This window comes from Legionella sp. PATHC035, from assembly GCF_026191115.1.
Classification (GTDB): domain Bacteria; phylum Pseudomonadota; class Gammaproteobacteria; order Legionellales; family Legionellaceae; genus Legionella.
This window is the reverse complement of record NZ_JAPHOT010000001.1, coordinates 464,740-477,546: the sequence shown is the minus strand read 5'-3', so window position 1 is coordinate 477,546 and position 12,807 is coordinate 464,740. Positions and strand designations below refer to the sequence as shown.

Here is a 12,807-nt window from a genome sequence, read left to right as displayed (position 1 = left end):
CCGCCATCCCAAGTATAATGAAGGATGACGGCAAAAAGACCCTGGATTACGCTGCGCTAATCCGGGCTACATACCAGGCTATAACATCGACTCCAGGTCAATATTGCCTTGGTACAGGGTTAACCCAAGAATCGCTGCGCTCACTCCTAATGCATCCAATTGATTAATATCATCTGTATTCCGTATGCCTCCCGACGCTTGCCATTCAATATGCGGAAAGCGTTCGACAGCTTCTTTATAAAGCTCAAAATTGGGTCCTTGCATCATTCCATCACAGGCAATATCGGTACAGAGTATTTGCTTAATCCCTAATTGTTGGTAATAGAAAACTACGTCCCAGAGACTCTGATCGGTCGTTATTTGCCAACCATGAATAGCAGGGATAGGAATCTTATTTTGCATGCGAACATCTAGAGCCAGAATAATGTGTTGAGGACTTATTATTTTAATAATTTCTGTTGTCAGTTCGGGATTACTTAGGGCAATACTGCCTATAACTAGATTAGATATTCCTGATGAAAAGCATAATGTCGCTTGCTCCAAAGAACGAATCCCGCCACCTGCTTGAACGGGGATTCCTGTGTTTTGCATGGCACAAATTAAAGCAAGTTGTTGCATTGTCCCGGTTTGTGCACCATCCAAATCAACTACGTGCAAACGTTTCACCCCTAATTGAGCGAAATAGGTGGCGCGTTCTATAGGCAGTGCATCGAACTGAGTGACTTCATCAAATTGTCCTTGCCGTAAACGCACACATCGACCCGCTTGGATGTCAATTGCAGGGATAAGGATCATAAAGCCTCCATATTTTGATGACTTCTCTGGAAAATCTACTCCAGAGGTGAATTGCTTGATCGATACGATGCTCGAATCCTCATGCACTTATTGTACACTCCGGTTCAGTACCTCGCGTCTTCTTGCATTGCTCCTCTGTAGCGAGTATTCAAAAAAAGTCTAATGATTACAAAAATTATTGAGTAAGGTCATGCCAGTTTCTGCAGATTTTTCTGGATGAAATTGCATACCCCAAATATTATTCTTTTGAATTATTGCCGTGAATGGTTGACCGTATTCACAATACGCCAAAGCATACTCACTCTCACCAAGGGCGTAGCTATGGACGAAATAGACATAATCCTGTTCTTTTAGTCCTTGTTTTAAAAAGGTCTCAGTGCACCAATGCAATTGATTCCAGCCCATGTGAGGCACTGGATAGCCATCCTGGTGGTGCAAACGACGTACTTTTCCTGGAAGCATCCCCAGACAGCAAACATCATTTTCTTCACTGTGTTCGAACAATAATTGCATCCCCAGACAAATACCAAGTAGTGGTTGTTGCAGTGAGGTCACTACATCAATCAAGTCATACTGGCGCAAGGCACTCATACCATAAGCTGCGGTACCTACTCCGGGTAAAATCACATGGCTTGCACTGCGTATTTCCTTTGGATCGTGGGTTAATTGATAATTAAAGCCTAATCTCTTTAATGCATTACCTAAAGAGGTTAGATTGGTTCCACTGACATCAATCACAGCAATCATAATAGTCCCTTGGTTGATGGAAGGGCGTTATTGTTCTGCGCACAGGCTTGGCCTAGTGCTCTCCCTAAAGATTTGAAGCACGCTTCAATCATGTGGTGGTGATTTTGACCCTTAACTTCGACATGAATGGTGGCACCGAGAGCAGTGGCTAAGGAATTAAAGAAATGAGGAACCATTTCTGTTGCCATACCGCCAACAAATTCCCGAGTAAATTGGCCTCTAAAGTCGCAAAAACTTCGGCCACTTATATCTATAGCGATTGTGGCTAACGCTTCATCCATCGGTAAAGTAAAGCCATAACGGTTAATGCCCCATTTATCACCAAGCGCTTTTTTTAGTCCTTCGCCTAATGCAATTGCTGTATCTTCGATTAAATGATGATCATCCACGTCGATGTCACCATTGGCATATAATTCAAGATTAAATCCACCATGTTTTGCTACCTGCTCCAGCATGTGGTTAAAAAAGGGCAATGGTGTATTGATTGGACTACTTTGATCGACATCCAAGGTGAGGTTCAATTTAATCTCAGTTTCTTTTGTCTTTCTTTGAATCACTGCAGTTCTTTTGTGATTGAGAATTGTTTGTGTGATTTGATCCCATCCATGCTCTTTAGATACTGGCAAAAATTTGATGCCTAGATTATCAGCCAATTGTCGATCAGTTTCTCTGTCACCAATAACCCATGAACATGAATGATCAATTGTTTTTTCTTTAAAAAATTGATCCAGCAATCCTGTTTTAGGCTTCCGGCAGAGGCAATTGTCTTCGGGCATGTGGGGACAAATAAAAATTTCATCAAAAAATATGCCCTGTGAAGAGAAAAGATCCAGAGTAAATTCATGACAAATCATAAAATCATCTTCAGGAAAAGCAGGGGTTCCAAGACCATTTTGATTGCTGACCATCACCAAGCGAAAACCTTTATTTTGTAGTTGCAGTAATGCGGGAATAACATAAGGAGTAAGCTTAATTTTATCCAATGAGTCTACTTGAAAATCAAAGGGTTCTTCAATTAAGGTACCATCACGATCAATAAATAAGATTTTTTGCATTTTAATATCCTAAGCCATTATTTTGAAAAGAAGATAGAGCATTCAGCAACAGCTGATTTTGTGGCTCATCACCTACAGTGATTCGTAAATGATCGTGCAACGAGGATTGAGGTGAAAAATTTTTGATCACCATGCCTTGTTTGATAAGCCAAGAGACTAATTGGTTTGTATGCTTTGTTTTAATAAGAATAAAATTCGTTTCTGTTGGATAGACTTTCTCAATCACTGGACAAAATTGTAATTTCTCGATTAATTTTGTTCGCGAATTTCTAATCCTATCAATTGCTTCTAAAAACCAATCAGAATTTTCCAATGCGCGTAGTGCTAAATCAATCACAACACTTGAAAGTGGAAAGGGAGGCATAATTTTATTAAAGGTTTGGATGAGCTGTTCTTGTGCCAATATGATGCCCAAACGAAGGTTGGCAAGACCATAGGCTTTCGACAAAGTACGTAAAACAATCAAGTTATCATATTCAGGAATTAAACGAGTTGCACTTTGTGCCTGAGTGAATTCGATATATGCCTCATCAACCACGATGACGGAGCGATTTTTGTACTCAACACAAAGCTGTGCGATAAAATCCAGATCGACTCGGTGAGCAGTTGGATTATTGGGGTTACACAAAAAGATAATTTTACAATTTTTTTGCCAACTCCTGCCAATATCTTCTATTGAGATTTTAAACTGACACAGAGGATCTAAAGGGCACTCGATAAGCTGGGCATCTTGTAATGATGCATAAAAGGAATACATGGAAAAGGTAGGGGGAAATTGCATGCAGGCATCCTGGCCTGCACTTAAAAATAGACGACTGATTAAGTCAATGCCATCATCTGATCCTCGAGTAAGTACCATTTGATTTGTATCAACTAGATAGCGTTTTGCTAATTGCTCTTGCAGCTGGTCTTGTAAACCTTTTTCGGGATAAAAATTTAAGTCGATATCCGTACTTAATGCAGACCAAGGAAGCTCGTTTGCGTGGAGTCGGTATTTCATTGGAGTGCTGCTAAGAACATAGGGTTCTTTGTTTAACAATTCAGAGCGTATTAAGTTAAGTACAGACATTTATTTCTCCAACGAAGCGAGTCTAATTTCTACTGCTTTGGCATGGGCATCCAATCCTTCAATCTCTGCCAGTGCAATTGCCGAGGACCCTAACTTCCTAATTCCCTCGGTGCTAATCGATTGCACGTTAAAACAAGTTAAAAAATCGAGGGTACTCAGGCCATTGTGATTTCTGGCAAAACCATAGGTTGGAAGCACATGGTTTGATCCGGTCACATAATCCCCAAGGGTTTCGGCAGCCCAGGGACCGAGAAATACAGTTCCTACAGAATGGATTTCCTCAATCCAAGACTCGGCATCTTTTCGATTGAGAATCAAATGCTCTGGAGCATAGGAGTTAATGATGTCTAATTGTTCTGTCTTTTCGGCGCAGACAATAATCTTGCTGTTCGCCATGGAGTGCTTGATTATGTGCGTTCTTGACAAAGTACTGAATTGAACTTGCAGCTGTTGGTTCACTTGTTGTGCACATTGGAGCGTGTCACAAACCAAAATGACTTGGGAATCGACACCATGCTCTGCTTGCGCCAGCAAATCAGCAGCGATAAATGCCGGATTTGCTTCATTGTCTGCAATAATCATGACCTCGGATGGTCCGGCGGGCATATCTATAGCGGCACCATAGGGATCTGAGGCAACTAGTGTTTTGGCTTCAGTAACATAACGATTACCTGGCCCAAAAATTTTATCTACTTTTGTAACTGTTTCTGTACCATAAGCCATAGCTGCGATTGCTTGTGCTCCTCCAAGGGGATAAATAGTATCTATGCCGCATAAACGTGCTGCTACTAGAAGATGTTCATTAATTGAACCTGATGCATCAGGTGGGGTGCATAATATTTTTACAGGACATCCTGCTACGACTGCAGGTACAGCTTGCATTAATAATGAGGAAACTAGGGGCGTATTATTACCTCCTGGCACGTACAGACCAACCCGTTGAATGGGTCTATAGGTGGTGTATATTGTCACACCATGGGCAGTACTAATTTTTTTGTTTTCTGGTAACAAGGATTGGTGATACAGAGTAATTGTCTTTATGGCTTCAGTGATGGCGGTTAGTGATTTCTTACTGATGTACGAATTCTCAATTTTTTGTTTGGGAATTTGTAGGCTTTCCAAACGAGCGCCATCAAACTGCTCTGTGAATGCAAATAATGCATCATCTCCAAAGGTTCGCACCTGTTTAATAATCTCTTCTACTTTGCCTTTTGCGAAAGAGGCTTGCAAGGGACGAGTAAGAGCGTGTTTTTTTTCAGTCTGCGAGAGTGATTGCCAATTTTTAATCGATAACATCATATTACTCCAACATTTTTTCTATAGGTAACACCAATATAGAACTGGCTCCGAGGGTTTGGATGGTTTCTAAAGTGTTCCAAAATACGCGTTCACTAGAAACGACATGAACGGCCACTTTATTCATAGTTCCGGGTAAAGGCAGAATGGTGGGTGACTCAGCGCCAGGTAGTTTTTCTGCAATCGCTTCGAGCGCTGATTTTGGGGCATGAAAAACAATGTATTTTCTTTCTTGTGCCTGTTGTACGGATTGAATTCTGCGCGAGAGCATGTCAAACAATTCCTGAAACATGCAGGAAGGCCTCTCATCACTTTGGATCAATACCGCTTGGCTGGAAAGTACGGTATCAACTTCGTAGAGCTTGTTCTCTTCTAAGGTTTGCCCACTTGACACCAGGTCACAAATCGCATCGGCCATACCCATGCGTGGAGCAACTTCAATGGAGCCTGATAATACGAGGCTTTCCGCACAGATTTTTTTATTCCGCAAATATTGGTTCAGCAAATTGGGATAGCTGGTAGCAATTCGCTTACCATCTAAACTCCCAGGACCTCGATAATCTGTGGATTCAGGGACAGCTATAGATAAACGGCAAGTACAAGTGCCTAATGCAGCTGAAATTTTGTATGATTTGGTTGGATTCGCAAGCGCTGCTTCAAATAAGACATTTTCACCAACGATGCCGCCATCACATAGGCCATCGAATACCAAAGTAGGAATGTCATCATCACGTACAAACAGTAAATCAATAGGAAAATTATCAACATGGGTGAGCAAGCTATTGGGTTTGATACGAAATTTTAAACCGCATCGCTGTAAAAGACTTAACGACTCTTCTGATAAGCGCCCCTTCTTCTGCAAGGCTAAACGTAAACGATTTTTCACGATGACTCCAATCTCTTGGCGATTAATTCATAACCGCCTGTACCAAAACTTAAACAGCGCGCCACACGGGTTATGGTGGTTACACTGACCCCCGTTTGTTCATGAATGGTGCGATAGGGGATACCTTGTCGCAACAAAGGAACGACCTGCCACCGATCTGCCATCGCTTCCAATTCAGCTGGGGTGCATAGATCAGTAAAAAACTGTAATGCTTCTTCTTTATTCTCAAGCAAGCTGAGGGCATGCATTAAATCAGGGAGAGCAGAATGTTTTATCGTAGTATGTGTTTTCATATTAATGTATTAATGTAGTAGAACATTAACTCGATAGTAATGTCTATTTTTAATACTGTCAATAAAAAATGATGGCAAGAATGAATCTTTGAGTAACTAAATAACACCGTATCCTGGATGCGGCAAAAAGGAAGAGGTTTTTTGGTCTCTTCAAGCTGAGGGATTAAGGAGGTGGGGTGCACTGAATCCAGAATCCAAAAGCAAACCTAAGGTCGATGAACTAAATTGATAAACTAACTGATATTGGTTGAGCTTCGGACTTCCATTGGAGCGCCTGGGGGGAGGGTAATTATCTCCCCAAATGGTCACCATCTTGCCTATTGAGAAGAAGGGAATAGCAATGTTGTTGCGCTCCCCTCAGGTTATCGAAAAGAGATGTACTATTTTGATTGATGCGCAAAATCTTATAGGCTAACACCATAAAGTGCCTGATAATCCTCAAGCTTTTTAACCTGGTCGTGTTGATTGACACTTTTTAAGTAGTCGATTAAATCAAATAAGGTGATAATGGAATAAACATCAATCCCTTGAGCTTTAATTTCAGCTAATGCTGAGTTTTGAGATACTCCACGTTCGCAGCGATCGAGTGCGATGATTACTCCAGTTAATTGCCCTCCATTTTCTTTAATTAAAATTTGAGACTCTCTAAACGCTGTGCCTGCAGTAATGACATCATCAACGATAATCGTTCTTCCAGTTAATGGAGCGCCAATTAATTGACCTCCTTCACCATGATCTTTTACCTCTTTACGGTTAAAAGTAACGGTAGTTTCTTGACCGAATTCTGCCAAGGCTATTGCTGTGGCGGTGGCAAGAGGTAACCCCTTATAGGCTGGTCCAAACAAATGGTCAAATTGAGCCTTTTGTTCGGTGAGCGTCTTTGCATAAAATTGTCCCAATTGCCGTAAAGCATTTCCTTGATAAAATAATCCTGCATTAAAAAAGTAAGGACTGATCCGACCTGACTTTAAAGTAAATTCACCAAATTTTAATACTTGGCAATCAAGTGCTAATTTTATAAAAGCTGATTTCATCTGATTCATTATGTAGTTCCAGTAGAGAAAAAAAATTTAAAGATCGCGATTTTTTTTAAAAAAATCCTTAACAATCAATAAAAAACTGCTATGCTAATCTATATGTAGTGAATTATTTCCTACATGAGTAAATGTTTATTATAACTCAGTGTTTTAATCATGAGTATTTTTTACACTGGAAATAAACATCTGTAATAGTTGGATAGTAAAGCTTAAGACAAAGGGGATAGCTAATGTCGCAAAGAGAAACGGGCCATGTAAAATGGTTCAATGAGAAAAAAGGATTTGGATTTATTATTAATGAAAATGGCGATGACATTTTTGTTCATTATAAAGATATCCAAGGTGTTGGATTTAAAACTCTTCATGAAAATGATCCAGTTTCCTTTGTGCTTGATAAAGGACCAAAAGGGTTGAAGGCACAAGACGTTACAATTATTACTGAATAAGTAAAGTAACGAATGAAATATTCTCAGCTATCGCTGCGTGTTAAGTTTAACCTGGGCTAAGGATTTCCTACAACCTGGGTTTGCTTTTCATGCAATTAAATTTTGGTTATAGCTGCAACCTCAGAATCATTGTTCTGGCGAAGTCTTTTACTGAGCCTGATCGAATAATCTAAGGATGTGGTCAACTAATCAATAGCGTTTTTTGTCTAAAAATTCATTCTAAAAACATAATCTAAAAGAAAATCTATCAGTACTCTTGAATTTCCTCTAAAGATCTTCATATATACCGTTCTTGTTATGGAATCATCGTTTTAGGGGTATGTATGAAAAATTTACCAATTTATCAAGTGGATGCATTTGCATCCAGTCTTTTTGAAGGTAATCCAGCAGCAGTTTGTCCTTTAGATAATTGGCTCACAGATAATGAAATGCAAAAAGTTGCTGCAGAAAATAACTTATCAGAAACGGCTTTTTTTGTTCCTCAAGAAGAGGGGTTTTATATAAGATGGTTCACGCCCAATGAAGAAGTTGCATTATGTGGCCATGCTACGCTAGCTACGGCGCATGTCATTTTTAATCAATTAGGATTTAAGGGAGAAGAAATAAAATTTAATTGCAAGAGTGGGAGGCTCATTGTACGCAAGCACGGAGATGGATTAATGATGGATTTTCCAGCATTACCCTATTATTCAATTGAACTTTCTCCCGAGCTGCACCTGTTAAATTTAAAAAAACCTCAGAAAGTCTTTAAAAGTCAGTTTGATTTAATGTTTGTTTATGAAAATGAAAGCGACGTGAGCGATGCAGAGCCTGATTTGGATGCGGTAGCCCGTTTGGATTATAGAGGTTTAATTTTAACTGCCCCAGGTCAAAATAGTGATGTTTATTCACGCTGTTTTTATCCTGGATGTAATGTTCCAGAAGATCCAGTAACGGGTTCTGCACATTGCGTTATTGCACCTTATTGGTGTGAACAACTCGGTAAATCACATATCGATGCGATGCAAGGAGGTAACCGCCAAGGCAAGCTGCAGTGTGAGGTTAAAGAAGGGCGTGTGTTTCTTTATGGAACGAGTCATCTTTATTTACAAGGTACAATTTATTTGCCATGAACACTATCGAGACACCTAGGCTATTTTTAAGAGCTTGGAGCGATGAGGATATCGCTCCATTTTTTTCTATGAATCAAGATCCTAAAGTGATGGAGTTCATGCCTAATCTATGGACTATGGATATGGTGACTTCTTTTATAGAACGGATGAATACTCAACTCGCTGAAGCCCATTATACTTTATGGGCTGTTGAACAAAAAAGTACACACCAATTCATGGGGTTTATTGGCTTAAATAGTCCAGTTTGGGAAGCACATTTTACACCCTGTGTAGAAATCGGATGGCGTTTGGCATTTTCTTTTTGGGGTAGGGGTTATGCAACTGAGGGAGCCAAGGCTGTTTTGAATTACGCTTTTAATGTTTTAAATTTAAAAGAAATAGTTGCCTTTACCGTACCTGATAATTTACGTTCCCAACGCGTTATGGAAAAGCTTGGAATGGTTCGAGATGAGCAGGGAGATTTTCTTCACCCCAAAATTGATCCTGTCAATTCTTTGGCGAAACACTATTTATTTAGGATAACTAATAACCGGGATGATTAGTTTTTATGATTAATTTCATTGATTTGATTGGGCTACCTAGTCATCCCTGCTTTACGCTTGGGTAGACGTTCTAGCGCATTTATTTAATGACTTTATATACCGTTCTAATTATTATGAGTTGTATTAGGAATGTTCATATGAGAAAAGGAGTGCTATGACTATCTATATGTTTCCTGGGCAAGGTTCCCAGGCAAAAGGAATGGGAATTGAATTATTTTCATATTTCCCTGAACAAATAAAACAAGCTGATGAGGTTCTAGGATACTCAATTAAAGAATTATGTTTAGAGGATCCAAAACAGCAATTAAGTCATACCGAATACACTCAACCTGCCTTATATGTTATTGAAGCCCTTTCTTTTTTAGCCAGAGCAGCGGAAGAACCAATGCCAGAATATCTCATTGGACATAGTCTAGGAGAATATGCTGCATTATTTGCTGCGGGTGCTTTTGATTTTATTACTGGGTTAAAACTGGTGCAAAAACGTGGCGAGTTGATGGCGCAGGCTAGTGGGGGAGGAATGCTTGCTGTCATTAATTTAACCGAGGATCGAATCAAGTTTTTACTTAAAGTTAATGGATTGGATTCTGTGGATTTTGCTAATTTTAACTCGCCCAAACAAATAGTCCTTTCAGGTCCTGCTGTCGATATTGCCAAAGCGAACGAACTACTTGCCAGTGAGGCGTTGATGTGTGTGCCCTTAAAAGTGAGTGGCGCTTTTCATTCGCGTTATATGCAATCAGCTGCTGATGAATTTGCAAAATTTATTGCCCCTTTTCAGTTTGCCCCGCTTCAATCGCAAGTGCTCGCTAATGTCTCATCAGAACCTTACAGCGACAATACAGTTAAAGATAATTTGGTGAAGCAAATAACTCATCCTGTACGCTGGACTGAAACAATTCGCTATTTAAAGAATCAAGGTGAAACAGTCTTTATCGAGGTGGGGCCCGGAAATGTGTTGACTCGCTTGGTCGCGCAAATTTGATCGTCTTAAAGAAATACCTTATTCGCCTTAAGAGGGCGTCTTTTGGTGCATTTTTGTCGTCCCAAACAGAGCGAGGGAGCTCCATAGTGTGGTACGACGTGACCCTTGGGAGAGCCCTCGCGACATTCGGAATGACGGGAATAGGAGTGAATGATAAATTCTCTAATTCGTGATATCCAAATGAAAAAAATCATCTACACTTAATCATGGTTCAATTTACAGAGGAAGTAATATGACGATTAGACTGAAACATGATGGCGGAACGTTAGAAGCGATAGAGCTTGTTCACCTACAACATCATTTAGCGATTCCTCACCTTATGAAGTATCTGCAGTCAAAAGGTTCCAGACAATGTAAATCAATCAAAAAAATTAGTGTGGATCACTCTTGCTTGAATGATAAAGATTATTTTGCATTACATGATATCTTGAAATTATCATCAAAAATTAATGAGATTTCATTTGAAGCGAATCATATTGATACGGATCGCATTGCTTATATATTTGAATCTTTGCCCAGTAAAGAACTCAACAAAATCAAATTCACTGACAATTGGATAGGCGATAAAATTTCGAGTGATTTTTTCTCTTTTTTAAACACTAAAAAACTGGCTGTTTTGGATTTATCCTTAAATTGGTTGCGAGATATTGGTGTGCAGCGCTTACTCAAAGCCCTAGATGCAAATACTGAATTAAGTGAGTTGGTGTTAAGCTGTAATGATTTCGGTCTGGATGGAATGAAAGCATTGCGTTATTTTGTATTGAGGCATCCTTCATTGAAAATTTTGGATATATCCTATAACAACTTGAATGAACGATGCGCTGAAGAAATTTCCGCAATGATCACTGAATCACGATCTTTGACTCATTTGAACGTCAGAAGTAATAAAATTGGCGATGCTGGTGCTGAGCTTATTGCACAATCATTAAAATCTAATAATAATTTAAAATATGTCGATTTATCAGATAATAAAATCACACAGACAGGCCTGTCTCAACTCGTACGTGAGGCAGAAGCTCATAGCCATCTTGAAGATTTAATATTGAAGCATAACGATCTTCTTTCCTCAGCATTAAAAACGAGTCGTGCAGGCTTGCAAATTGTGTGTTGATAACATAAATGCAGAATTAAATAACCGTTCAGTGTAGTATGCATCCTTAATGATGAATATGAATGAACGGTTATCGTTTAAACTTTGGAGTTATGTTGATGGGCTTTGGTGTTTTTTACCTTTTGAAAAAGCGAATTTTCTTGCCTTTTTTTCTTACCCAGTTTTTTGGCGCTTTTAACGATAATGCATTCAAATTAGCGATGCTCACCTTGATTAGCTATCACTTAACCCATGACCAAGCTCAATCTGAATTTTATCAAGCAATAGCAGGTGCTTTATTTATAACGCCTTTTTTTCTTTTTTCAGCCACTGCCGGACAATTAGCGGATAAATACGATAAAACTTTAGTGACCAGGGTGATTAAAATATTAGAATTATTTTTAATGATTATTGGGAGCTTTTCTCTATATTTTGGCAATATTTTTTTGATGATGATAACCCTGACCGGCTTAGGCATTCACTCAACATTTTTTGGACCCATAAAATATGCCATTCTTCCCGATCATTTACCCAAAAATGAGTTATTAGGTGCAACAGGTCTTATTGATGCAAGTACCTTTATTGCTATATTAGTAGGAACTACCATGGGTACCTTATCCATCGGAGCAAATAATCCCAAACCTTACATGGCAGTATTTTTAACGGTGATTGTTGCTCTTGCTGGGTTAACTTCAAGCATGTTGATACCCAGGGCTCCTTCGACATCCAAATCGATTAAGGTTGATATCCAGATTTGGCGTGCCACTTATCAAATGTTGAAGCTGGCTACCGAGCATTTTGGTATTTTATTATGTATTTTAATTTTATCTTGGTTTTGGCTGTTAGGGACAGTAATCCTTACTAAACTACCGGACTACACGAATTATGTTTTAGGAGCAAATAATACTGTTTTTGCACTATTCCTGGCATTGTTTTCATTAGGCATAGCATTCGGCTCTCTAGCGGTTAATTCTATTTTTCAAGGCCGGATTAATCTGGCTATGGTTCCTTGGGCTATGTTTGCCTTTACTTGTTTTTCAATGGATCTGTATTGGGCCTCACCTAATGCAATGGAACAAAATACTTTACTCTCTTTAGATACCTTCTTCACACACTTTAATCATTGGCGGATTGCTTTTGACTTGTTTATGTTGGCCTTTAGTTCAGGTTTCTTTCTTGTTCCCCTGTATACTTATTTACAGGTGATGAGTCCACCCGACTCTAGAGCACGAATTATTGCGACCAATAATATTTATAACTCGTTATTTATGGTTGTGGGGACATTTATGGTCATTGGTCTCTTGCATTTTAGCGCGGCAATTCCACAAATTTTTTTCATTTTAAGTCTACTCAACGCCATAGCTGCAGCTCTTGCTCGCATTTATTTAAGAAGGGTGGCTTTGCCATGAATGTGATAGAAAAAAATGAAAAGAAACAATCAAGGCTGAATCAAT

14 protein-coding genes are annotated in these 12,807 nt (G+C 39.3%); 6 read left to right on the top strand and 8 right to left on the bottom strand.

Translation table 11 applies throughout. The annotated features are described in order from the left end of the window. Positions 1-78: 78 nt before the first annotated feature. The 8 genes from OQJ13_RS02165 to pyrE all read right to left on the bottom strand — a co-directional run bounded on the left by OQJ13_RS02165 (position 79) and on the right by pyrE (position 7,184). Entirely contained in the window at positions 79-795 is a 717-nt protein-coding gene (locus tag OQJ13_RS02165) for a 1-(5-phosphoribosyl)-5-[(5-phosphoribosylamino)methylideneamino] imidazole-4-carboxamide isomerase (protein ID WP_265708870.1), read from the bottom strand. Positions 796-954: 159 nt separating this feature from the next. After that, a complete protein-coding gene (hisH, locus tag OQJ13_RS02160) occupies positions 955-1,542 on the bottom strand; it encodes an imidazole glycerol phosphate synthase subunit HisH (protein WP_265708868.1) in 588 nt (195 codons plus the stop codon). Then, positions 1,539-2,597, bottom strand: coding sequence for a bifunctional histidinol-phosphatase/imidazoleglycerol-phosphate dehydratase HisB (gene hisB / locus OQJ13_RS02155; protein WP_265708867.1), 1,059 nt, complete (start codon positions 2,595-2,597; stop codon positions 1,539-1,541). Before hisB ends, hisH begins: the two co-directional genes overlap by 4 nt. Before the next feature lies 1 nt (position 2,598). Continuing rightward, the gene (hisC, locus tag OQJ13_RS02150; protein ID WP_265708866.1) at positions 2,599-3,666 is read right to left on the bottom strand and encodes a histidinol-phosphate transaminase; all 1,068 of its coding nucleotides are present in this window, start codon (positions 3,664-3,666) and stop codon (positions 2,599-2,601) included. After that, complete coding sequence (hisD, locus tag OQJ13_RS02145; protein ID WP_265711871.1) at positions 3,667-4,962, bottom strand: histidinol dehydrogenase; 1,296 nt, start codon at positions 4,960-4,962, stop codon at positions 3,667-3,669. 4 nt (positions 4,963-4,966) lie between these two features. Then, positions 4,967-5,848 carry an ATP phosphoribosyltransferase gene (gene hisG, locus OQJ13_RS02140; protein ID WP_265708865.1) on the bottom strand — a complete coding sequence of 294 codons (882 nt, stop codon included), beginning with the start codon at positions 5,846-5,848 and terminating at the stop codon, positions 4,967-4,969. Beyond that, positions 5,845-6,141, bottom strand: coding sequence for a YerC/YecD family TrpR-related protein (locus tag OQJ13_RS02135; RefSeq protein ID WP_028380281.1), 297 nt, complete (start codon positions 6,139-6,141; stop codon positions 5,845-5,847). Before OQJ13_RS02135 ends, hisG begins: the two co-directional genes overlap by 4 nt. Before the next feature lie 404 nt (positions 6,142-6,545). Next, positions 6,546-7,184, bottom strand: a complete 639-nt coding sequence (pyrE, locus tag OQJ13_RS02130; protein WP_265708864.1) for an orotate phosphoribosyltransferase — start codon at positions 7,182-7,184, stop codon at positions 6,546-6,548. Between the two features lie 224 nt (positions 7,185-7,408). Here pyrE and OQJ13_RS02125 point away from each other — a divergent pair, with 224 nt between their 5' ends. The 6 genes from OQJ13_RS02125 (at position 7,409) to OQJ13_RS02100 (ending at position 12,762) form a co-directional block, all read left to right on the top strand. Further along, positions 7,409-7,624: a cold-shock protein gene (locus OQJ13_RS02125; RefSeq protein ID WP_003631957.1), complete on the top strand. Its 216-nt coding sequence runs from the start codon at positions 7,409-7,411 to the stop codon at positions 7,622-7,624. Positions 7,625-7,947: 323 nt separating this feature from the next. Next, positions 7,948-8,736, top strand: a complete 789-nt coding sequence (locus tag OQJ13_RS02120) for a PhzF family phenazine biosynthesis protein (RefSeq protein WP_265708862.1) — start codon at positions 7,948-7,950, stop codon at positions 8,734-8,736. Then, entirely contained in the window at positions 8,733-9,278 is a 546-nt protein-coding gene (locus OQJ13_RS02115) for a GNAT family N-acetyltransferase (protein WP_265708859.1), read from the top strand. Before OQJ13_RS02120 ends, OQJ13_RS02115 begins: the two co-directional genes overlap by 4 nt. Before the next feature lie 154 nt (positions 9,279-9,432). Beyond that, entirely contained in the window at positions 9,433-10,263 is an 831-nt protein-coding gene (fabD, locus tag OQJ13_RS02110) for an ACP S-malonyltransferase (RefSeq protein WP_265708857.1), read from the top strand. A 232-nt stretch (positions 10,264-10,495) separates the two neighbouring features. Beyond that, positions 10,496-11,374, top strand: coding sequence for a hypothetical protein (locus OQJ13_RS02105; RefSeq protein ID WP_265708856.1), 879 nt, complete (start codon positions 10,496-10,498; stop codon positions 11,372-11,374). Positions 11,375-11,472: 98 nt separating this feature from the next. Then, positions 11,473-12,762, top strand: a complete 1,290-nt coding sequence (locus tag OQJ13_RS02100) for an MFS transporter (protein WP_265711870.1) — start codon at positions 11,473-11,475, stop codon at positions 12,760-12,762. The last annotated feature ends 45 nt before the right edge of the window (positions 12,763-12,807 follow it).